Source organism: Streptomyces sp. NPDC096040 (assembly GCF_040303265.1).
Classification (GTDB): domain Bacteria; phylum Actinomycetota; class Actinomycetes; order Streptomycetales; family Streptomycetaceae; genus Streptomyces.
The window spans coordinates 68,740-88,883 of record NZ_JBEOTA010000032.1; the positions used below are offsets into that span (position 1 = coordinate 68,740).

The following is a 20,144-nucleotide window of genomic DNA, read 5'->3' on the forward strand; positions in this document are numbered from 1 at the left end:
GGGGTGGTCGTGCCTGTCCCGGCCGCCGGGCGGGCGGCCGGGACCGCGGGTCGGTTCTCGCTTCGGTCGCCGGTGCTGCGGAGCGTCGTTCAGCCGCCGACGGTGGCGGGTACCGACTCCGTCACACCCGCGGGGACCCGGGTGTCGGGAGCGGGATCCGTGGCCGGGGTGGTGGAGCCGGCCGCCGTGACCGCCGGGGCAGCGGTGGTGGCGGGCAGGGTGAGGCTGAGCGGGGTGCCGGCCGAGGGGGTCCAGCCGGAGACGGCGCCCGCGTACGCCGAGCCGAACGCGGCGCCCGCCACGGTGGTCCCGGTCGGCAGGGTCGCGGTGACCTCCAGGCCGGCCGGCGCCTCCACGGTCACGGCGTCGCCGACGCGGTAGGCGGTGACCTGGCCGGCCTGGAGCGCGGCCTGCCAGTCCGCCCGGCGCTTCAGCTCGGTCCCGATGTCCTTCAGCCGCAGGTTCACCACGGGCGTGTTGTCCGCGAACAGGGCCTGGTAGCCGTCGAGTACGCCGTCCAGCACCGGGTAGGCGATGCGGTCCTCGGCCAGGTTCGACTGGTGGATGTAGTGCGGCCGGGGGTCGTTGGACAGCACATGGCCGAGGGCGATGCGGGTCTCCAGCGGCACGATCTGGCCCTTGTAGCCGGTGCTGGTGTCCAGCGGCGCCGACAGGCAGGTCGTGGTGGCCGGGTTGTCCTCGCAGATACCGCTGCCGCCCTGGGCGCGGCTGGTATACAGCCAGTTGTACTCGTCGACCTCCTCAGAGGCCTTGCCGGCGTTGTAGTAGACGTTCATCGGGTAGCGGGGCACGGTCAGCGCCGCCCCGACCTGACGCTGCTGCGGGTCGCGGGAGTTGTCGGAACCCAGGAAGTCGATGCCGTTGGCGGCGAGGGCGGGCGCCAGGTTCGGGTTGTCGTCGGGCTGCTGCGGCAGCACCCGCATCCCGGAGTGCTCGCCGGTGATCAACTCGTCGTTCTTCAGGGGGAGTCGGTTGGCCTGCCCCCAGGCCCGGTTGGTGGCGATCTGGTCCGAGATCTCGCTCTGGCTCACCCACTGGGTGCTGCCGTCGGCGTTGGTCTCGCACTTCCAGGGCACCACCGTGGTGTCCTGCACACAGCCGAGGAAGGCGTGCGAGTAGGTGTGGTTGATCCAGCGGAAGTCGTTCCGGTCCGCGATCAGCCGGTCGGCGAGCTGGTCGACGCCGTTGTTGTCCGCGCGCTGGTCGTCGCTGCCGCCGCCGTTGAAGGCGAAGTCGAGGGTGAAGTTCTTGCTCTGCTCCCAGGCCACGGCGTGGTCGACGTCGTCGGGCGTCATCCGGATCGGATCCGGGGTGGCGTTCGGGTCGGTGCAGTCGACGTCGCCGGGCGTGCAGTTGAGCTGGGTGTTCCAGCGGTCGTCGCCGAGGAACAGGTCGTCCACGTGCACCGCGAAGTAGTTGCGGGAGGCGCCGAGGTGCACCCCGCCGGTCATCCACTCGACGATGCCGCGGGCCAGCAGCCGGAACTGCTCCTGGTACTGGTTGTAGACGAAGGTGACGACGAGCTCGCGCCGGCCGTCGTGCCGGTACTCGCCGACCAGGGAGCCCTTCGTGGACTGCCCCGGGATCGTCGCCTCGACGTAGGGCGTGAAGTCGGCGCCGGCCACCGGCTGCGAGAGGTAGGCGTAACTCTCGCCCACGGACGGGTCGTTGTCCTCGAAGGGCACGGTGCCGTCGAGGTAGCCGAACGGACCCGCCTTGCCGGCGTCGGTCACGTCCGCCTGGGCGCCGTCGATACTGCCGGAGTAGCCGCCGTAGACCGGGTACTGCAAACCGGCTTCTGGACGCGCGTAGGTGTAGGCATCGACCTGGGGGATCTGGTAAGTCTGTTCGTATGCTGTGAGCGCGGCCATCTCGCTCGAACCGGCCGCGAACGGGTTGTCGTTGGGCAGGACGACGGCCTGGAACTTGGCGCGCGGCCGCCCGTCGACGGTGTCCGCCAGGAAGCCCGTGTCGATGGTCTGCCGTCCCGACTGGGTCAGGTCGATCTCGGTGAACGGCGTTCCGGAGCCGGTGAGTTCGGCTGCGATGGCGTCGGTCGACGGTCCACCGTCGCTGACCAGCAGCACCCGCAGGTCGATTCTGGGTGCGTCGTCGGCATGGGCCGCGCCGGCCGGCAGGCCGAGCGTGGCGATGAGCGCGCCGACCGTGAGCACGGTCGTGCGTATGGTCCGCTTCATGCGGTGAAGTCCCCTCCCCGGGCAGGGGTGAGCACGGCTCCGTAGAGCGGACGCACCCCCTGCGCCGACGCCGGCTTCCCCCTCAGAGGCCAGTTCGTCGACGCATCCGTCGCGTCACATAGTGATGCCTGTGTGTAGCTTTCGCGGTCGTGTTGCGAAACATGACGGAAAAGAGCAGGCGACCAACAGGACTTCGATGGAACCGAGTTGTCCGATTTTCCGTCCGCGCTGCAGGCCGGGCCCTCGATGGGGGAGAGAGCGCCCGGCCCGGGACCATTGGCTGATCACAGACCTTTTCAGGTCATCCCCGACAGGCCGTCAGGCGCACAGGACGCGCGTCTCGGGCGTGTAGACCGGGCCGCCGCTCGTGTTCGTGGAGTCGCTGAACTCGGCGTAGAAGTACGAGTAGAAGCCGATGTTGCCGTTGCAGCCGGAGTCGGCTGCGACGCTGAGCGTCAGGGTGACGGTGCGGCTCTGCCCGGGCGGGATGGTGGCGCCGTAGTCGGTGCCGAGGTTGGTGGGCCCGGTGCCGGAGCAGGCGGTGCGGGTGCCGTCGGCCGCGGCCAGGCTGCAGCCGGTGAAGTTGTACTTCAGGTCGGGGCGCTGGGTGGTCAGATAGGTCGGGTCGATTGTCTGGTACACGAACCAGACGTCGTACGTCTTGTTGTTGGTGATCGTCATCGACAGGTTCACCGTGCCGCCGGGCGTGGTGGTCGCGGTGTCGGTGGCGAAGGTGAGCTCGGCCGGTGCCGGGTCGGCGCTCGCGCTGGGGGCCAGCCCGAAGGCGGCGAGAGCGAGGGCGAGGACGGCGCCGAGGCCGAAGCGTCTCATCAGTGGTGATCGCATGGCCGGGAGGCTAGGCAGCCGGGCGGGCGGCGTCTTCTCCCCGCGAGCGAACAGACACCCTAAGTGACTGAAAGGGTGTCCGTCGTGAAGAACATGTGATCGGTGCGTGAAGGGCTGGTCATCGGGCCAGACGCGCACGTGACCGGCGCGAGCCGGAGCGGCCACCGGGCCCGGCGGGCGGCATCCCCGCCTCCCCGAGACGGTCCCTGGTTGGCGTGTACCTGATGCACCAACCTCTCCTTCCGCCCCTCCGCCTCCCGGGATTCTCGGCCATCCGCCGAATTCCGGCCCCGCACGCCCCTCACCGCTGACAGCTCGGGCACCAGACGGTGCGGCGCCCGGAGATCCGGCAGGAGCGCAGCCGGGTGCCGCAGCGCGGGCACACCGGTTCGTCGTCGTCGCGGCGGCCGGTGAGCCAGGTGCGGCGCGGTGGCACCCGTGCGGCACGGTTGGCGGCGGCGAGCACCCGCCGCATCGCGGTGAACAGACGACGTGCCTCGCTCTCGGAGAGTTCCCGCGCCGGGCGCCCGGGAGCCACCCGGGCGCGCCAGAGGATCTCGTCGCTCAGCAGGTTCCCGAGGCCGGCGATGACGGACTGGTCCATCAGGACCCCCTTGACGGCGCCCCGCCGCCCGGCGAGCGACGCCACGAACGCCTCCCGGTCCATGCCGAGCGCATCGGGTCCCAGGCCGGCCAGGACGCGCTCCACCCCTTCGGGCCCCTCGACCAGCCGCAGTCCCTGGAGCTTGCGCAGGTCGCGGTAGCGCAGCTGCCGTTCGCCGTCGAGGGTGAGGACGATCCGGTCGTGGCGGTCCACCGGGTCCTCCACGGAGGCGCACAACAGTTCGCCGGTCATGCCGAAGTGCCACACGAGAGCCGGGCCGTCGCCGACCGGGGCGACCAGCAGCTTCCCGTGTCGACACGGTCGGCCCAGCCGCCGCCCCTCGATCTCGCGGCGCAGGCGCCGCGCGGTGACACCACGCAGCACGCCCGCGTCCCGGACGTCCACGCGGCGGACACGTCGCCCCCGGCCGCAGGAGTCCAGCACCTCGCGGAAGCCCTCCACATCCGGCAACTCCGGCATGCGTACCTCCCGGCGGTCGCCCCCGCCGCGATGCGCGGCACCCTACCGGGTAGCCGGACTCGCGCACGTCAACCGCCGGGCGGCCGCAAAGGCGGCCACGACCGGCCGGAACGATGTCGAAACGATGTGCACCGGCACGCGCCTCGCCCGCATGACCCGGCCCGGTACGGGGCATTTGGCAATCATGAAAGACGCGCCTGTGGTGGTGCAGCCGCCTGGGCCCGACGGCGGCAGGCGGGTGACCATCCGCGGAGAGTATGTCGGCACCGCCTATCACCTGCTCGACGTCGTCGAGTTCCTGCGCCGGGCCGGGCTGCCCGAGGCCAATACGACGGTTGACGACCCGGACCTGATCGAGTGGCGCGGCATGGGTCCAAAAGCCTGGACGGCCGCCGGCTGATCCGGGGACCGGCCTGCTGCCGGGAAGAGGCCTGCACGAAGCCGTGGCCCGGCTCCGGAGTGGCCGCACGGCCGGGTGACCGGACGGTGAGCGGGGCCGTGCGGGAGAACCGTCCCCTTGTGCCATCGTCACGCCAGAGGACTCCGCGGCAGCGAGGCGAGCAGATCGGCCGGGTCTTCGTACACGGCGTCGGCACCGGCCTCCTCCAGGTCCGTACGGGGAATGCCGCCGCACAGCAGTGCCACGCACCGCACCCCCGCACTGCTGCCCGCCCGCATGTCCCACACCGTGTCGCCGACGAACACGGCCCGCTCTGCCGGCACGCCGGCCTGCTCCAGCGCCCGCTCCACGGGCTCGGGCGCCGGTTTGCCCGCGGTGACGTCGTCGGCGCTGGCCGTGCCCGTGATGGCGTCGTCCGCCCCGATCGCGCGCCTCAGCGCGGACAGCTCCTCGCCACTGGCCGAGGTGGCCAGGACCACCTTCCAGCCGTCGTCGGCCAGCCGCCGCAGCAGACCTCCCGCATCCGGAAGGGGTGACAGCCGCTCGAAGTACTGGGCGTAGAGCACCTTGTGCGCGGTGCTCAGGGCCTCCACCTCCCCGGGAGCCAGGGTTGTCCGCTCGCCGAGCAGATGGTTGATGAGGTCTTCGGAGCCGAGTCCCACCGCCCGGTGTATCGCATGCGTGGGCACCTGGTGTCCGGCCTGGCGGAACGCCTCCCACCAGGTGACCACGTGCAGGTGGTTGGTGTCGACGAGGGTTCCGTCCACGTCGAACACTGCTGCTCGGTCGGTCCCGGAGCCTTGTCGGCTCTCGCTCGTGGACATCAGGCGACTCCCTTGTGCGACAGCGGCCGGAGCGGTCCTTGCGATCACCGGCCGCCCGGCCGAGTACCCGTTTCCCCGGTGCGGTCCCATCCCGAAGGAGGCTCGCCACCGGTTGGGGGACCGCCATGTGGGTGAACCGTGTGGTCCCTGTCCTGGCCTGGATCCCGGGGATACGGCCTGGCGAATCGTCCTTCCCGGACAATGAAATCAACACCAAAAGTGGCGGACGTGGATCTCTCTGGACAAACTGAAGCCGCCGGTTCGTGATCAGGAACATCCACGTTCTCCAGGAGATCGCATGGTGGAACAGTCCTCCGAAGTCGCTTCGGAGCCGGATGAATCTGCCGTCGCGCTGAGCGACACCGGCCGCAGGGGAGCGGACACCGAGCGGAGGCTCGCCCGGGCCCTGGCCGACCTCCTGGGCGCCGAGAGCGTTCCGGCCGACGGCCACTTCTTCGCCGACCTCGGCGCCAACTCCCTGGTCATGGCCCAGTTCTGCGCACGAATACGGAAGACGGCCGATCTGCCCTCCCCGTCCATGAAGGACATCTACCAGCACCCCACGATCCACAGTCTGGCCGCGGCGCTCGCAGAGGCCGCGCCCGCCCCCGCCGGCCCGGCGGACACCCCCTCCTCGACGACGCCCCAGCCGCCGCCGGCCCCGGGGCCGCGCGGGAACCGGCGCACCCACCTGCTCTGCGGAACCGTCCAGCTGCTGGTCTTCCTGGGCTACTCGCTGGTCTCGGGATTCGCCACCGCTGCGGGTTACGAGTGGATCGTCGCCGGTTCGGGCCTGGCCGACATCTATCTGCGGTCGGTGCTGTTCGGTGACATCGCGTTCGTGGCGCTGTGCGCCTTCCCGATCGTCGCGAAATGGCTGCTCGTCGGACGCTGGCGGCCCGGTGAGTTCCCCGTCTGGGGCCTGGCGTATCTGCGCTTCTGGCTCGTGAAGGCGCTGCTCCACGCGAATCCGATGGTCTTCCTCGCCGGTACCCCGCTGTACGTCCTGTACCTGCGGGCCCTCGGCGCACGGATCGGCAAGGGCGTCACGATCCTCTCCCGCTCCGTCCCGGTCTGCACCGACCTCGTGACGATCGGCGCGGGCACGGTGATCCGCAAGGAGTCGTTCTTCCTCGGCTACCGGGCCCGCGCGGGACACATCCAGACCGGCCGGATCACCCTCGGCCGCGATGTCTTCGTCGGCGAGAAGACCGTCCTGGACATCGACACCTCCCTGGGTGACGGTGCCCAGCTCGGTCACGCGTCCGCCCTGCACCGGGGCCAGGCGGTCCCGGACGGCGAGCACTGGCACGGATCCCCGGCGGAACCCACCTCGGTCGACTACGCCAGGGTCGCTCCCGCCCCCTGCGGCACCCTGCGCCGCGCCTGGTTCGGCTTCGGCACGCTGGTGCAGCTGCTCCTCGTGTACATCCCGCTGCTCGTCGGCGGTATGTACATGCTGTTCACCGAGATACCGGCGATAGGCAAGCGACTCGACCCGCAGACGGCCGTTCTCAGCCTCTCGGAACTGCTCCCCGACGCCCTCGTGCTCTCCCTCGTCCTGTTCTTCGGGTTCGTCGTCCTGGGGCTGCTGGTGCTGTGCACCGTGCCGCGTCTGGTGGGTCTGGTCGTCAGGCCCGACCGGGTCTATCCGCTCTACGGGTTCCACTACGTGCTGCAACGGGCCACGGCCGGTATGACGAACATCAAGTTCTTCGCCTGGCTCTTCGGCGACAGCTCGTACATCGTGCACTATCTCCGCGGTATCGGATACGACCTGTCACGGGTCGAGCAGACCGGCTCGAACTTCGGCACCGAAGTGCAGCACGAGTCACCCCTGCTGGTCACCGTCGGCAGCGGAACGATGGTCGCCGACGGCCTCTCCATCCTCAACGCCGACTTCTCCAGTACGTCCTTCCGGTTGTCCAGGGTGGCGATCGGGCCGCACAACTTCCTGGGCAACAACATCGCCTATCCGGCGGGCGGCAGGACGGGGGAGAACTGCCTGCTGGCGACGAAGGTGATGGTTCCCCTCGACGGCGAGGTCCGGGAAGGCGTGGGCCTCCTCGGCTCACCGTGCTTCGAGATCCCCCGCACGGTGGACCGCGACACCCGGTTCGACCACCTCAGAACCGGCGACACACTCCGCCGCCGGCTCGCCGCGAAGAACCGCTACAACCTCCGCTCCATGGCGGCCATGCTGTTCGTGCGCTGGCTGCACACCTTCGCGCTCACCCTGTTCGGACTCGCCTCCGTCGACCTGTACGGCGCGGTCGGAGACGTGGTGATCGGCGGGTACCTGGCTTTCACGCTCGTCTTCTCCACCGCGTACTTCGTCCTGGTGGAGCGCTGCATCGCATCGTTCAGAGCGCTGCGTCCCCGGTTGTGCTCCATCTACGACCCGTACTTCTGGTGGCACGAGCGGCTCTGGAAGGTTCCGGACCACTACCTCAACCTCTTCAACGGCACCCCGTTCAAGACCCTGGTCTGGCGGCTGCTGGGCGTGCGCATCGGCAGCAGGGTGTTCGACGACGGCGTCTATCTGACCGAGCGGACGCTCACCACCATCGGCGACGAGTGCACCCTCAACGCCGGCAGCAAGATCCAGTGCCACTCGCAGGAGGACGGCACCTTCAAGTCGGACGGCACCACGCTCGGCGCCGGCTGCACGCTCGGCGTCGGCGCCCATGTGCACTACGGCGTGACCATGGGCGACGGCTCGGTGCTGGCACCCGACTCCTTCCTCATGAAGGGCGAGGAAGTCCCCCCGAACGCGCAGTGGGGCGGCAACCCCGCGGTGGACATGCCGGAGAGCGGAAGCCGGCCCAGCGGCAACGGCCGGGCCACGTCAGCAGCCAACGCCACCACGGCGACCGTGAGTTGAGAGGCCATTCGATGGGAACGCGCGTGGAAGCGGACCGGGAGTTCTGGAGCCGGGTACTGACCGCCGGTGGTGCCACCCCCGTGCCACGGTGGGCTCCGGAACCGGTTCCGGGTTCGGCCGAGCACGAGATGTCCGTACCGCAGGACGTGACGGGGGCGGTGCGTGCCCTGGCCGGGCAACGGCGGATGCCGGTCGGCGCGCTGCTGCTGGCCGCGCACCTCAAGGTGCTGGCCGCGCTCTCCGGCGAGCCGGAGGTGGTCACGGGGTACACCACCGGTGCGGGCGGCCGGCCGCTGCCGTGCCGGGTGTCCGTCCCCTCCGGGCCCTGGCCGGCCCTGCTCACGGCGGCTCGGCACGCCGAGGCGGAGGTGCTGGCCCACCGCGACTTCCCGGTGGCGGAACTGCGGCGGGAACTCGGGCTGACCGAGCCGCCGTACGAGGTCGTGTTCGGGCCGGGGGAAGCCGGCGAGACCCACACCGACGACGGTGTTCTGCACGTGCGCTGGTCCGACCGGGGCGGACCGCTGACGCTGCACCTCCGGTACCGCACGGACGTACTCGACGCCCGGGCCGCGGCCCGTATCGGCGGCTACCACCTGACCGCGCTGCGGCTGATGACCGCGGAGCCGGACGCCGACCACACTCGGCAGAGCCTGCTGTCGGCCGAGGAGGAACGCGAGCAGCTGGAAGGCCTGGCAGGTCCCGACCGGCCGCTGCCGGACGCGCGGGCACACGAGCTGTTCGAGCAGCGCGCACGGACGCATCCGCGGGCCGTGGCCGCCGTACACGGCGAGCAGGAATGGACGTACGGCGAACTCGACCGGCGCGCCAACCGATTGGCGCGAGCGCTGCTGGCGAGGGGCCTCGGCCGGGAGGACGTCGTTGCCGTCGTCACCGAGCGCAACCTCGACTGGCTGGCGGCCGTGCTCGCGGTGTTCAAGGCGGGCGGCGCCTACCTGCCGATCGAACCGCACTTCCCGGCCGGCCGGATCGCGGCGACGCTGTCCCGAGCGGGATGCCGGCTCGTCCTGACCGAAACCGGCAGCACCCACACCCTCGACGAGGCGCTGGCCACCCTCCAGGACGTCGGGAAACTCCTGGTGGAGACGGCGTACACCGAATCGCACGCCGACGACGACCTCGGTATCCGGGTCGACCCCGGTCAACTTGCCTACATCTACTTCACGTCCGGCTCCACCGGTGAGCCGAAGGGCGCGATGTGCGAGCACGCGGGCATGCTCAACCATCTCCACGCCAAGATCGACGACCTGGGGATCGGGGAGGGGTCGGTGGTGGCGCAGACCGCCCCGCAGTGCTTCGACATCTCCCTGTGGCAGTTGATGGCCCCGCTGCTGGTGGGCGGGCGGACCCTGCTGGTCGAGCAGGACGTGATCACGGACGTGGAGCGGTTCGTCGAAACACTGGAACGCGGCCGGGTCGGCGTGGCACAGCTCGTGCCGTCGTATCTGGAGGTCGTGGTCTCGTACCTGGAGCGGCACCCGCGCATGCTCCCGGACCTGCGCTGTGTGTCGGTGACCGGCGAGGCGCTCAAACGGGAGCTGGTCCAGCGCTGGTTCGCGGTCCAGCCGGGCATCGAGCTGGTCAACGCCTACGGGCTGACGGAGACTTCGGACGACACCAACCACGAGGTCCTTCGGGAGGTACCCGACCGGGTGCTGCTGGGACGGCCCGTCAACAACGTACGCGTCCATGTCGTCGACGAGAACCTGTCGTTGGTACCGCTGGGAGCCCCCGGACTGATCGCGTTCTCCGGTGTCTGCGTGGGCCGTGGGTACGTCAACGATCCCGAACGCACCCGGGAGGCGTACCGGACGGACCCGTACCGGCCCGGTGAACGGCTCTACCTGGGTGGGGACTGGGGCCGCTGGCACCCCGGCGGCAAGCTGGAGTTCCTCGGCCGCCGGGACAACCAGGTCAAGATCCGCGGCTTCCGGATCGAGATCGGTGAGATCGAGAACTCCCTGCTGCGGGTGGACGGGGTACGGGACGGCGCGGTGGTCGTCGCCGAACGGTCCGGCGGTGGCAAGCAGTTGATCGCCTTCTACTCGGGCGAGGAGCGGCAGCCGGAGACCCTGCGCAAGGCACTCGGCGCGGCCCTGCCCGCATACATGGTCCCGTCGGCCTTCCACTGGCGGGACAGCCTTCCGCTGACCGCCAACGGCAAGATCGACCGAAAGTCCCTGACCGCACTGGCCGAGCAGTCGACACCGGATCGGGAGGCCGCGGACGACGCGGCCCCGCTCAGCCCGACCGAACGGCGGCTGGCCGCGGCCTGGGCCGAACTGCTGGGGGTGCCCGAGCGGCGGATCGGCCGCACGGACCACTTCTTCGACGCCGGCGGCACCTCCCTCACCGCGGTCAAACTGAGCCTTGCCCTCGATCGCGCGGTGTCCCTCAAGGACATCACCCGGCACCCGGTCCTGGCCGACCTGGCCGCCCTCCTCGACGGCACGGCCCGGCAGCGCCCGGAGCTGCTGCTGACCCTGTCGGGCGGTAGCCGCACCCCGGAGTGCGCCCTTGTCTGCTTCCCCTACGCGGGCGGCAACGCCGTCAACTACCAGCCGATGGCGAGCGCGCTGGCGGGCAGCGGCCTGCCGGTCCTCGCCGTCGACCTGCCCGGCCACAACCTGGCCGCACCCCCCGAGCCCTTCGCGTCGATCGAGCAGGTCGCCGAGCGCACCGTCGCCGAGATCGCGGCCCGCGGTCTGACCCGGGTCGTGCTGTGGGGCCACTCCTCCGGGACCGCGGCGGCCGTCGAGACCGCCCGAAGGCTCCAGCAGCAGGGCGTGCACGTGGCCCGGCTCTTCCTCGGCGCGCAACTGCTCGGCACCGCCACCGACCGGTTCGCCGCCATCGTCGAACTCACCGGCATGAGCGACGCCGAAATCGCCGAGCGGCTGACCACGGACGGCGGCTACGCGGAACTCGGGGAACTCGACGCACCGCACGCCGAACACATCGCCGCCGCCTACCGGCACGACTGCCTCGCCGCGCACCGCTACTTCCACCAGGCCCTGGAAGCCCCGCCGCCGGTGAAACTCACCGCGCCGGTCTCGGTGGTCGTCGCCGCCGACGACCCGCACACCGCCGGCCACGCCCAGCGCCACCGGGACTGGCTGCTGCTGGCCGACCACGTCGACCTCCACGAACTCGCCGACGGGGGCCACCACTTCCTGCGCACCCGTCCGGGCGAGACGGCGCAGGCCGTCCTGACCACCGTCCTCCCCCTCGCCTCCTCCTGACCCGTCACACCCCAGGCGGTCGACCGAAAGGAACCCGAGATGCCGTCCTCATCCCTGGCATCACCACTCGACGTGGAGCTGCGGCCGGACAAACCGGCACTGCTGTGCGTCGATCCCCCCGACGACGCCCCGAGGTGGACGGCCGAGCACCGCGAGGCGCTGCGCGCGCACGTCACCGAGCACGGGGCGCTGGTCGTCCGCGGCCTCGGCCTGCGCGACACCGGCCAGATCGGTGCCGTCTTCGCCCGGATCGCCGGTGACCTCATGACGGAACGGGAGGCGTTCGCCCCCCGAGAGGCCCACGGCCGGGGGCTCTACTCCTCCACCCCCTGGCCGGACAACCAGCCCATGTGCATGCACCACGAGCTGAGTTACCAGCTGCAGGTGCCCGGCCTGATGCTCTTCGCCTGTCTCACCGCGCCCGAGCAGGGCGGGGCGACGGCGGTGGCCGACGCCGAAGAGGTACTGCGGGCCCTGCCCCCCGGGCTCACCGAACGGTTCGAGCGCGAGGGCTGGATCCTGACCCGCACCTACAACGACGAGATCGGGGCGAGCCTCGCGGAGTCGTTCGGCACCGCCGACCGCGCCGAGATCGACCACTACTGCCGGGCCAACGCCATCAGTTGCAGCTGGCAGCCCGACGGGACACTCCGCACCGAGCAGCGCCGCGCCGCCCTCGTCCGGCACCCGCTCACCGGCCGGCGCTGCTGGTTCAACCAGATCTCCTTCCTCAACGAGTGGACCCTGGACCCGGAGGTGCGCGAGTACCTGCTCGACGTCTACGGCCCGGACGGGCTGCCGTTCAACACACGCCACGGCGACGGCACCCCGATCGGCGAGGACGTCGTCCGGCTCATCAACAGCACCTACGAGGCACACACCCGGCGCGAGCCCTGGCAGGCCGGTGACCTGCTGCTCGTGGACAACATCCGCACCGCGCACAGCAGAGAGGCGTTCACCGGGGAACGCCAGGTGCTGGTCGGCCTGGGAGAGCCCCTGCGGCCGTCCGACGACTGCCCGGCCCTGGAGGCGAGCGAGCGATGACCGACACCCTGTCGACCGCCACCCGGTCCGCCGAGCCCGACGGGCCCGCCGTGCCGACCTTCGCGGTGATCACCGGAGAACAGGTGCAGCAGGCGCTGAGCGGGCGCGAGAAACAGCTCGTGGAGCTGGTCGAGACCGTCTACCGGCTGCACGACGCAGGAGACTCGGTCAACCCGCCGTCGTACTTCCTGCGCTTCCCCGACCGCCCCACCTCGCGGATCATCGCGCTGCCGGCCTCCCTCGGCGGGCCGGTCCACGTGGACGGCCTGAAGTGGATCTCCAGCTTCCCGGAGAACGTGAGTGCCGGGCTGCCGCGGGCCTCCGCGGTGCTCATCCTCAACGACCACGACACGGGCTACCCGTTCGCCTGCCTGGAGAGCTCGATCATCAGCGCCACCAGGACGGCCGCATCCGCGGCGCTGGCCGCAGACTGGCTCAGCCGCGGCCGGACCCGCCCCACCCGGGTCGGGTTCTTCGGCACGGGCCTGATCGCCCGTTACATCCACACCTTCCTGGCCGGCACGGGCTGGGACTTCGACGAGATCGGCGTGCACGACGTGTCCGCCGACAGCGCCGGAGGCTTCTGCGGCTACCTGCGGGAGGCCGGCAGCACCGCACACCTCACCGTCCACGACACCGCCGAGGACCTGGTCCGCGCCAGCGACCTCGTGGTCTTCGCCACCATCGCCGGCCGGCCGCACGTGACCGACCAGGCCCTGTTCACCCACAACCCGCTGGTCCTGCATGTCTCCCTGCGCGACCTCGCCCCGGAGATCCTGCTGGGCGCGGCCAACTTCGTCGACGACGTCGAGCACTGCCTCAAGGCCGACACATCGCCCCACCTGGCCGAACAGCTCAGCGGCAACAGGGACTTCCTGAACGGAACCCTCGGCGACGTCATGGCCGGCCGGGCCGCGCCACCGGCCGACCGACCGGTGATCTTCTCGCCCTTCGGACTCGGCGTCCTCGACCTCGCCGTCGGCAAGCACGTCTACGACGAGGTGTCCCGGGCGGGGGACCTGCGTCTCATCGATGACTTCTTCCACGAACTGCGTCGGTACGGCTGAGGCCGTGGTCCTCGGCCCGGCACCAGGAGGCCCGCCGTGCCCGTCATATCCGCTCCCCACGCCTTCAACGAGGGCGACCTCTTCGTCGATCTCGCGTCGATCTGCGGATGCCCGCTCTACCTGAAGTGCGAGGCCTTCAACTTCGCCGGTTCCATCAAGTTGAAGGCCGCGAACGAGATGGTGGAGAGCGCCGAGCGGGACGGAATCCTGACAGCGGATTCCGTCCTCGTGGAGTCCTCCTCCGGAAATCTCGGCGTCGCGCTCAGCATGATCGCTGCAAGCAAGGGCTACCGGTTTCTGTGTGTGACGGACTCCCGGTGCAACCTGTCGACCAGACTCCTCATGGAGGCGCTCGGCAGCGAGGTGCACATCGTGGCCGACCAGGACTCCAACGGCGGTTTCCTGGGCAAGCGGATAGAGTACGTCCGCTCGTTGTGCGCGTCCGACGACCGATACGTCTGGCTCAGCCAGTACACCAACTCCGGCAACTGGCTGGCCCACTACCGCACGACGGCCCCGGAGATCGCCCACCGGTTCCCGGAGCTGGACGTGCTGTTCGTCGGGGCCGGCACCACCGGAACCCTGATGGGCTGTGCACGCTACTTCCGCGAGTCGCCCCGGCCGGTGCGGATCGTCGCCGTGGACGCGGCCGGCTCGGTGGCGTTCGGCGGCGAGCCGGGCCGCCGGATGATCCCGGGCCTCGGCATGAGCATGCGCCCGCCGCTGCTCGACGAGTCCCTCGTCGACGAGGTGATCCGGGTGGAGGAGCCGGACACCATCCGGATGTGTCACCGCATGGCCAGACACGGCTTCCTGTTCGGCGGCTCCACCGGAACCGTGGTCAGCGGCGCGACGGACTGGCTGTCCCGGCACAACACCGGTGACCTCACGGCGGTGGCCATCGCCCCCGACCTCGGTGAGCGCTACCTCGACACCATCTACCAGACCAACTGGCTGCAGGACCTGTACGGCGACAAGGTGTTCGACTCCGACGTCACCGACGACCCCGCGCAGGCCGGCACCCCGCCCCGGGAACCCAAGTCCGCCTCACGCGCACCGGCCCGCCGCCGCAGAACCTAGCTCACCTAGGAGGGCCTACGCCCGGCACTTCCCCAGCCTCCGGCCGGAGGGACCCCGGAGTACGCACCTGACGCCGCGAGGCTGTCCTCCGGGCGACGACGGGAATTGCCAGACAGGCCCTGGCGGCCGACAGGGCAGGTCCTCGGACACCACCGCACAGCGTTCGAGGACCTGCCCGAAGGCTCACATCAGCAGCAGGACGATGCCGATCAGCGGTCCTGTGCTCGCCGGCGCGGCAACCAGCAGGACCTTGTGCCGACTTGCGCCGCGCGACCCCCCATCCGGGCGCCGATCCGTGCGGCGTTATGGCCGTGCCGGCCACGGGCCTCGAGCAGCGGCGGGTGACACCTGGACGCAGCAGCGTGAACAGGGTTCGCAGCCTGCGGTCACTCCCCTTTGATCTGGCACTGGTCCGACTGGCGGGGGCGCGGCTCACAGCCTGCCGCAGTGATCTTCCAGCCGCCCGGGAAGTCGGACAGGAACAGGGTGTCCGCGGTGAGCACCACCCGCGCCTGCCGCCGTACACCTGGACCTCACGCACCGCTCCGGCATGAGGCAGTTGTTCTTCGAAGAGAGCTTTGGGGCAGGGCGTCTTCGCCGACTCCTGGAGCTCCTGCCGGGTCTGGGGGGCCGGCGCGGCGCAGGCGAGTGCCCCATCGGCCTTGCGGACGGGACGCGGCTGCTTCCCGCGCGCCGAGCGTGCCAGAGCTGTCCGACGATGGTGGTGCGGTGACGATGTCATGGGGGGGCAGCCGCGCCGTGTACCGGGAGAACACCGAGCATTCGGGCTGTGCGATCGAGGCTGCGCGGCGCCGTCGGCAGCATGCCGACCGCCGTCGTAGGGTCGCCGGGTGCAGGGACGTTCCGCGTGGCTGAGCGTCGCCGGACGAAGCTCGACTACGTCCTCACGGCAGCGGCGTGCCGCCGGTGGCGTTGAGGATCTCCGCGGTGATGAAGCTTGCCCGCGGCGAGGCGAGGAAGACGTAGGCGGGCGCCATCTCGGCGGGCTGGGCGGGCCGGCCGAGGGGCGCCTGCTTACCGAACTCGACGGTGTCCGGCAGCGTCGCCGGGATCAGCGGCGTCCACACGGGGCCCGGCGCGACCGCGTTCACACGGATACCGTCACCGGCCAGCATCTGCGCGAGCCCTTGGGTGAAGGTCACGATCGCGCCCTTCGTCATCGCGTAGTCGAGCAGGTGCGGGCTCGGCTTGTACGCCTGCACGGATGCGGAGTTGATGATGGACCCGCCTGCGGGAATGTGCGGCACGGCCATCTTGCACAGCCAGAACATTCCGTACAGGTTCGTACGCACGACCCGGTCGAACTGCTCGGTCGAGATCGCTGCGATGCCTTCCGGCTGGGACATCTGGTACGCCGCGTTGTTGACCAGGATGTCGATGCGCCCGAACTCGTCGACGGCATGCTCCACCAGACGACGACACTGCTCCTCTTCGCGGATGTCGCAGGCCACGGCGACGGCCTTGCGGCCCGCCTCCTCGACGAGCTGGGTGGTCTCGGCGGCGTCGCTGCTCTCTTCCGGGAGGTAGGTGAACAGGACATCCGCTCCTTCGCGCGCGTACGCGAGGGCAACGGCCCGGCCGATACCGGAGTCGCCGCCCGTCACCACCGCCTTGAGATCCCGGAGGAGCCCGCAGCCCTCGTACGAGTCCTCGCCGTGGTCGGGAGGCGGATCCATGGGGCCGGTCCAGCCGGGATGCTCCTGGTCCTGCTGGGGGAAATCGGGGCGGGGATGCTTGTGTGTGGGGTTCTCGGTCATGGCGAACTGCCTCATGCGTGTCGGGTGAGGGGGAGCGCGATGCGCTGTGTTGTTGCCGCCAGGCCGCAGGGGACGGACGGTGAGCCGCCCGTCCCCTGCGGCCACCGCAGCGCGACGGCCTTCCGCGAGGTCGTCCATGAGCCGTTGCTGAAAAGCGCGGCCCTCAAGGCCCGGACCCCCGGTGCCGTGGCCGGACCGGGGCGCCGGCTTTCAGCGGCCGAGGGCGTTCTCCAGCTGCTGCTTGGTCATGGAGGAGCGGCCGTGGACGTTGCGCTTCTTGGCTTCTTCGTACAGCTGGTCCCTGGTAGGCCCTTCGGAGCCGCTGTGCGAACGCTGTCCGCCGCGCTGGGACGCCGACTTCGGGTCACGGGTGGAGGTCTTGCCGGCGGTCTTCGACTCGCCGGACCTGGCCCGTTCCTTGTTGACCGTCCGCGCGGCGATCTCCTTGGACCGCTTGGCCGACTCGCCGCGGTCCTCGGCGCTCTTCTTGATGTGCTCGTACTGCCGCTCCCGCTTGGAGCTCGATCCGGCCGGCATGGTGTCCCTGCCTTTCTGAACGCGGAGATCCGCGTCTTGTGCTGCGTAGGCGCAGTCCGGTCACGAGTGGCCGGTCTGCTGGTCGGGTGGGACGCCGCCGCCCTTCTGGCTGCGGCGTTGTTCGGGTCGCTGTGGGTTGGACCTGGGTAGGCATTCCGCTCAGATCCCAATTCGTTCACGGGCACGAGTTCCCCTCACCAGCCGTCCGATGCTGGCGCTCGGCGTACGTCCGTCCGGACAGCGCGGGAGCATGCACCCCGGGCTTTCGGGAACTGCTCCTTCATGGGTTCGAACCACGATGAGGTGCCCGTCCTCGACGCGCTCGCCAGGTGTCACGACGCCGACGAACTGGGCTTCACACCGCCCGGCCACAAGCAGGCACGGGGCGCGTGAGCAGGCCGCTGACGGATCTCGGCGTCTGCATGCCGCACGGTAACGAGGGCGGCCGCCTGCCGGACGGGACCTAAGCGCACCCCAGTGGTCCTCGTCGGCCCCGGGTACCCGCACCTGGCCGGTCCGGGCCCCGAGCGGGATCTGGCGGTGCAGCCGGAGCTCGTTGGCCACTCGGACGACCGTCGGCAGGCGGGCAGGTGCTCCCGGGGGGCGCTGCTGGTCCCTGCGGGCCTTGATCCGCTTGCTGTTCTGAATTGGCTGAGTCCAGGCGGGGCGTGACGACGCCGTGGAGGGTGCCGTCGCTGCGGCGGCACCGCGCGGTCTTCGTCCTTGCGCGCTGCTTCCACCGGGCGAAGCCGTCGGGATCGCGGATCAGGGGGAACCGGTCCTCCGGTTTCATCGCCCGCCGCGTCAACTGTCATTGAAGAGACGGCCGCGTCCGCCAGTACCCACGCGAGCAGACCCCCCGACCTCGTGGTGGCACGGCCGCCGGCCTCGGGTGAGACGGATGTGTACCGGTCCGCGGCGGTCAGCCTCTGCTCACAGCCGCAGGGAGTGCGCTGATCAGGGTTGCATAAGGATCTTGACCGCCCCGTCCTGCTTGCGCTGGAACATGTCGTACGCGCGCGCAGCGTCCGTCAGGGGCAACCGGTGCGTGGCGAAGTCGTCGACACCGAGCGGATCCCCGTCCGTGAGGTAGGGCATGATCGAGTCGGTCCAGCGGCGGACGTTGGCCTGGCCCATCCGCAGCTGGATCTGTTTGTCGAACAGGGTGAGCATCGGCATCGGGTCGGCCATACCGCCGTACACACCGCTCAGCGAGATCGTCCCGCCACGGCGAACCAGGTCGATGGCCGTGTAGAGGGCGCCCAGGCGGTCGACGGCGAAGCGTTCGGCGAGCGGTCCGCTGAGTTTGCGCGGAAGCAGTGCGGTGGCGGTCTGGGCCAGCTTGGCGGCCGCGCTGCCGTGGGCTTCGGTGCCGACGGCGTCGATCACGGCGTCCGGGCCCCGGCCGCCGGTCTGGTCCCGGATCGCCTGTACCAGCTCTTTCTCGTCGTCATAGACCCGCAGGTCGTATGTCTCAGTACCCCTGTCACCGGCCCGTGCGAGCCGCTCAGGCACGAGGTCGACGCCGAACACCCGCTCCACGCCCTGCGCTTGGGCGATGCGGCAGCACATGTCGCCGATGGGGCCGAGCCCCAGGACGGCGAGGGTGCCGCCGGGCGGCACCGCGGCGTACGCCACGGCCTGCCAGGCGGTGGGGAGCACATCAGAGAGGTATACGAAACGGTCGTCAGTGGGGCCGTCGGGCACTTTGACCGGTCCGAACTGCGCCTGCGGTACGCGCAGGAACTCGGCCTGAGCGCCGGGCACCGCACCGTAGAGACGGGTGTAGCCGAAGAGGGCGGCACCCATACCCTCGCCGGTCACCTGAGTGGTCTCGCACTGGGTCATCAGGCCCGCCGAGCACATGAAGCAGTGCCCGCAGGAGATCTGGAACGGCACCACGACGCGGTCGCCCGGCCGCAGGTTCGTGACCTGGGCGCCGGTTTCCTCGACCACGCCCATCGGCTCATGGCCGAGGATGTCGCCCGGAGTCATGAACGGCGTGAGCACCTCGTACAGATGGAGGTCTGAGCCGCAGAGTCCGGTCGACGTGATGCGGATGATGGCGTCCGTGGGCTGCTCGATGCGTGGATCGGGTACGTCCTCCACCCGGACGTCCCGCCGGCCCTGCCAGGTCACTGCCTTCATGACTCGCGCTCCCTCTCTTGCCTGCGCGCCGACCGGGTGGCCGCGCGTGTGGGTGGGCCCACGCCGGGTACCCCAAGCTGCCGCAGCTCAATTCACCCCCCTTCTTCAACGTGAGTAAAAGGGGCGAGGAGGGGGAAATCGAAAGCAGGAGGTACATAAATATGGTTCCCTTGTTGCTGGTTCTTTTGCTTGCCCTGATTCTTTTCGGGGCGGGCTTCGCCGTAAAGGTTCTCTGGTGGATCGCCGTAGCGGTTCTGGTGCTTTGGCTGCTCGGTTTCGTTATGCGTTCTACCACTGCCGGCGGTGGCCGCGGCCGATGGTATCGATGGTGATCTGAAAGCAGCCAAACGCGTATGGCCCGGCCGATGGCCGGGCCATACGTCGTCCGCCCGGCAGGCCGGTCAGCCCTGCGGCAGGACGCTGTCGCCTGCGGCGTGGACGATTCGACCGGGAGAGATGGTTGCCCGTACCCGGCTTGCGCCGGTCACGACGTCTGCGCCCTCGATGCTGTCGATCGTCTCGTCAAGGTATTCGTAGGCCGCTTGGAGAGCGTGCGTGATATCCCGCGTTCCGGTGGATACACAAAGGGTGTAGGCCAGGTCCTGCAGGCGTGGGGCGAGAGCGGTGTCCTCGGTGAGTGTCTCCGTCGCGAGAAGCGTTTCGTACTCCTTGAGGAGTCTGCGCAGTGTTGTGGGGTGGGGCATGAGCATCGGACGGTCCTTTCGGATCCGGGCGGCAGGGGCGATGGGGCATGCGGGTCGCGGGGGAGACGTCACCGATCCAGGGCTTCCTTCCTGACCTGGGCGCAGCTGCGGCTGATCAGTCGGGATACGTGCATCTGGGAGATGCCGAGGCGGTCGGCGATCCGGCTCTGGGTCATGTCCTCGAAGAAGCGCATGTAGAGGATGGCCCGCTCGCGCTCGGGCAGCCGGCGCAGCCCCTCCTTGGCGGCCTCCCGGTCGACGACGGT

At 70.1% G+C, this 20,144-nt stretch carries 16 protein-coding genes; 7 read left to right on the plus strand and 9 right to left on the minus strand.

Features of this window, described 5'->3' with window-relative positions:
• Positions 1-89: 89 nt before the first annotated feature.
• The 3 genes from ABTY98_RS34155 to ABTY98_RS34165 form a co-directional block, all read right to left on the minus strand.
• A complete protein-coding gene (locus ABTY98_RS34155) occupies positions 90-2,219 on the minus strand; it encodes a hypothetical protein (protein WP_352224969.1) in 2,130 nt (709 codons plus the stop codon).
• Between the two features lie 318 nt (positions 2,220-2,537).
• On the minus strand, positions 2,538-3,065 hold the full coding sequence (locus tag ABTY98_RS34160; protein ID WP_352224971.1) for a hypothetical protein: 528 nt from the start codon (positions 3,063-3,065) through the stop codon (positions 2,538-2,540).
• Between the two features lie 301 nt (positions 3,066-3,366).
• Entirely contained in the window at positions 3,367-4,149 is a 783-nt protein-coding gene (locus ABTY98_RS34165; protein WP_352224972.1) for an Fpg/Nei family DNA glycosylase, read from the minus strand.
• Between the two features lie 124 nt (positions 4,150-4,273).
• Here ABTY98_RS34165 and ABTY98_RS34170 point away from each other — a divergent pair, with 124 nt between their 5' ends.
• Positions 4,274-4,549 carry a hypothetical protein gene (locus ABTY98_RS34170; protein WP_502994422.1) on the plus strand — a complete coding sequence of 92 codons (276 nt, stop codon included), beginning with the start codon at positions 4,274-4,276 and terminating at the stop codon, positions 4,547-4,549.
• Positions 4,550-4,677: 128 nt separating this feature from the next.
• Here the strand turns inward: ABTY98_RS34170 and ABTY98_RS34175 are convergent, their stop codons facing one another.
• Positions 4,678-5,373 (minus strand): HAD family hydrolase, encoded by a 696-nt coding sequence (locus ABTY98_RS34175; RefSeq protein ID WP_352224973.1) that lies wholly within the window; start codon positions 5,371-5,373, stop codon positions 4,678-4,680.
• A 298-nt stretch (positions 5,374-5,671) separates the two neighbouring features.
• Between ABTY98_RS34175 and ABTY98_RS34180 the strand changes: the two genes are divergently transcribed.
• Genes ABTY98_RS34180 through sbnA form a run of 5 tightly spaced genes read left to right on the plus strand, consistent with a single transcriptional unit; the run spans position 5,672 to position 14,711 of the window.
• Positions 5,672-8,257: a Pls/PosA family non-ribosomal peptide synthetase gene (locus ABTY98_RS34180; protein WP_352224974.1), complete on the plus strand. Its 2,586-nt coding sequence runs from the start codon at positions 5,672-5,674 to the stop codon at positions 8,255-8,257.
• An 11-nt stretch (positions 8,258-8,268) separates the two neighbouring features.
• Positions 8,269-11,520 (plus strand): non-ribosomal peptide synthetase, encoded by a 3,252-nt coding sequence (locus tag ABTY98_RS34185; RefSeq protein WP_352224975.1) that lies wholly within the window; start codon positions 8,269-8,271, stop codon positions 11,518-11,520.
• 39 nt (positions 11,521-11,559) lie between these two features.
• Positions 11,560-12,564, plus strand: a complete 1,005-nt coding sequence (locus ABTY98_RS34190) for a TauD/TfdA family dioxygenase (RefSeq protein ID WP_352224976.1) — start codon at positions 11,560-11,562, stop codon at positions 12,562-12,564.
• Positions 12,561-13,631, plus strand: coding sequence for a 2,3-diaminopropionate biosynthesis protein SbnB (sbnB, locus tag ABTY98_RS34195; protein WP_352224978.1), 1,071 nt, complete (start codon positions 12,561-12,563; stop codon positions 13,629-13,631). Before ABTY98_RS34190 ends, sbnB begins: the two co-directional genes overlap by 4 nt.
• A gap of 36 nt (positions 13,632-13,667) precedes the next feature.
• A complete protein-coding gene (sbnA, locus tag ABTY98_RS34200) occupies positions 13,668-14,711 on the plus strand; it encodes a 2,3-diaminopropionate biosynthesis protein SbnA (RefSeq protein WP_352224979.1) in 1,044 nt (347 codons plus the stop codon).
• 905 nt (positions 14,712-15,616) lie between these two features.
• On the opposite strand, the gene ABTY98_RS34205 is transcribed toward sbnA, so the two are convergent.
• The 3 genes from ABTY98_RS34205 to ABTY98_RS34215 form a co-directional block, all read right to left on the minus strand.
• Positions 15,617-16,504, minus strand: coding sequence for an SDR family oxidoreductase (locus ABTY98_RS34205; protein WP_352224980.1), 888 nt, complete (start codon positions 16,502-16,504; stop codon positions 15,617-15,619).
• Between the two features lie 195 nt (positions 16,505-16,699).
• Positions 16,700-17,026 (minus strand): plasmid stabilization protein, encoded by a 327-nt coding sequence (locus tag ABTY98_RS34210; protein WP_352224981.1) that lies wholly within the window; start codon positions 17,024-17,026, stop codon positions 16,700-16,702.
• Positions 17,027-17,983: 957 nt separating this feature from the next.
• Positions 17,984-19,174: a zinc-dependent alcohol dehydrogenase gene (locus ABTY98_RS34215; protein ID WP_352224982.1), complete on the minus strand. Its 1,191-nt coding sequence runs from the start codon at positions 19,172-19,174 to the stop codon at positions 17,984-17,986.
• Positions 19,175-19,335: 161 nt separating this feature from the next.
• On the opposite strand from ABTY98_RS34215, the gene ABTY98_RS34220 reads away from it, so the two are divergent.
• Complete coding sequence (locus ABTY98_RS34220; protein ID WP_352224983.1) at positions 19,336-19,506, plus strand: hydrophobic protein; 171 nt, start codon at positions 19,336-19,338, stop codon at positions 19,504-19,506.
• A 69-nt stretch (positions 19,507-19,575) separates the two neighbouring features.
• On the opposite strand, the gene ABTY98_RS34225 is transcribed toward ABTY98_RS34220, so the two are convergent.
• Positions 19,576-19,884, minus strand: coding sequence for a DUF5133 domain-containing protein (locus ABTY98_RS34225; protein WP_352224984.1), 309 nt, complete (start codon positions 19,882-19,884; stop codon positions 19,576-19,578).
• 62 nt (positions 19,885-19,946) lie between these two features.
• Positions 19,947-20,144 (minus strand): sigma-70 family RNA polymerase sigma factor (locus tag ABTY98_RS34230; RefSeq protein ID WP_352224985.1); only part of this gene is annotated, 198 nt, incomplete at its 5' end.

What these genes read in the sequence shown, in the direction of transcription:
- ABTY98_RS34165 (WP_352224972.1), bottom strand. Translation starts at nt 4,149, where the DNA reads ATGCCGGAGTTGCCGGATGTGGAGGGCTTCCGCGAGGTGCTGGACTCC.
- ABTY98_RS34190 (WP_352224976.1), top strand. Translation starts at nt 11,560, where the DNA reads ATGCCGTCCTCATCCCTGGCATCACCACTCGACGTGGAGCTGCGGCCG.
- ABTY98_RS34160 (WP_352224971.1), bottom strand. Translation starts at nt 3,065, where the DNA reads ATGCGATCACCACTGATGAGACGCTTCGGCCTCGGCGCCGTCCTCGCC.
- ABTY98_RS34170 (WP_502994422.1), top strand. Translation starts at nt 4,274, where the DNA reads ATGTGCACCGGCACGCGCCTCGCCCGCATGACCCGGCCCGGTACGGGG.
- ABTY98_RS34220 (WP_352224983.1), top strand. Translation starts at nt 19,336, where the DNA reads ATGGTTCCCTTGTTGCTGGTTCTTTTGCTTGCCCTGATTCTTTTCGGG.
- ABTY98_RS34205 (WP_352224980.1), bottom strand. Translation starts at nt 16,504, where the DNA reads ATGAGGCAGTTCGCCATGACCGAGAACCCCACACACAAGCATCCCCGC.
- ABTY98_RS34180 (WP_352224974.1), top strand. Translation starts at nt 5,672, where the DNA reads ATGGTGGAACAGTCCTCCGAAGTCGCTTCGGAGCCGGATGAATCTGCC.
- sbnB (WP_352224978.1), top strand. Translation starts at nt 12,561, where the DNA reads ATGACCGACACCCTGTCGACCGCCACCCGGTCCGCCGAGCCCGACGGG.
- ABTY98_RS34225 (WP_352224984.1), bottom strand. Translation starts at nt 19,884, where the DNA reads ATGCTCATGCCCCACCCCACAACACTGCGCAGACTCCTCAAGGAGTAC.
- ABTY98_RS34215 (WP_352224982.1), bottom strand. Translation starts at nt 19,174, where the DNA reads ATGAAGGCAGTGACCTGGCAGGGCCGGCGGGACGTCCGGGTGGAGGAC.
- ABTY98_RS34175 (WP_352224973.1), bottom strand. Translation starts at nt 5,373, where the DNA reads ATGTCCACGAGCGAGAGCCGACAAGGCTCCGGGACCGACCGAGCAGCA.
- ABTY98_RS34210 (WP_352224981.1), bottom strand. Translation starts at nt 17,026, where the DNA reads ATGCCGGCCGGATCGAGCTCCAAGCGGGAGCGGCAGTACGAGCACATC.
- ABTY98_RS34155 (WP_352224969.1), bottom strand. Translation starts at nt 2,219, where the DNA reads ATGAAGCGGACCATACGCACGACCGTGCTCACGGTCGGCGCGCTCATC.
- ABTY98_RS34185 (WP_352224975.1), top strand. Translation starts at nt 8,269, where the DNA reads ATGGGAACGCGCGTGGAAGCGGACCGGGAGTTCTGGAGCCGGGTACTG.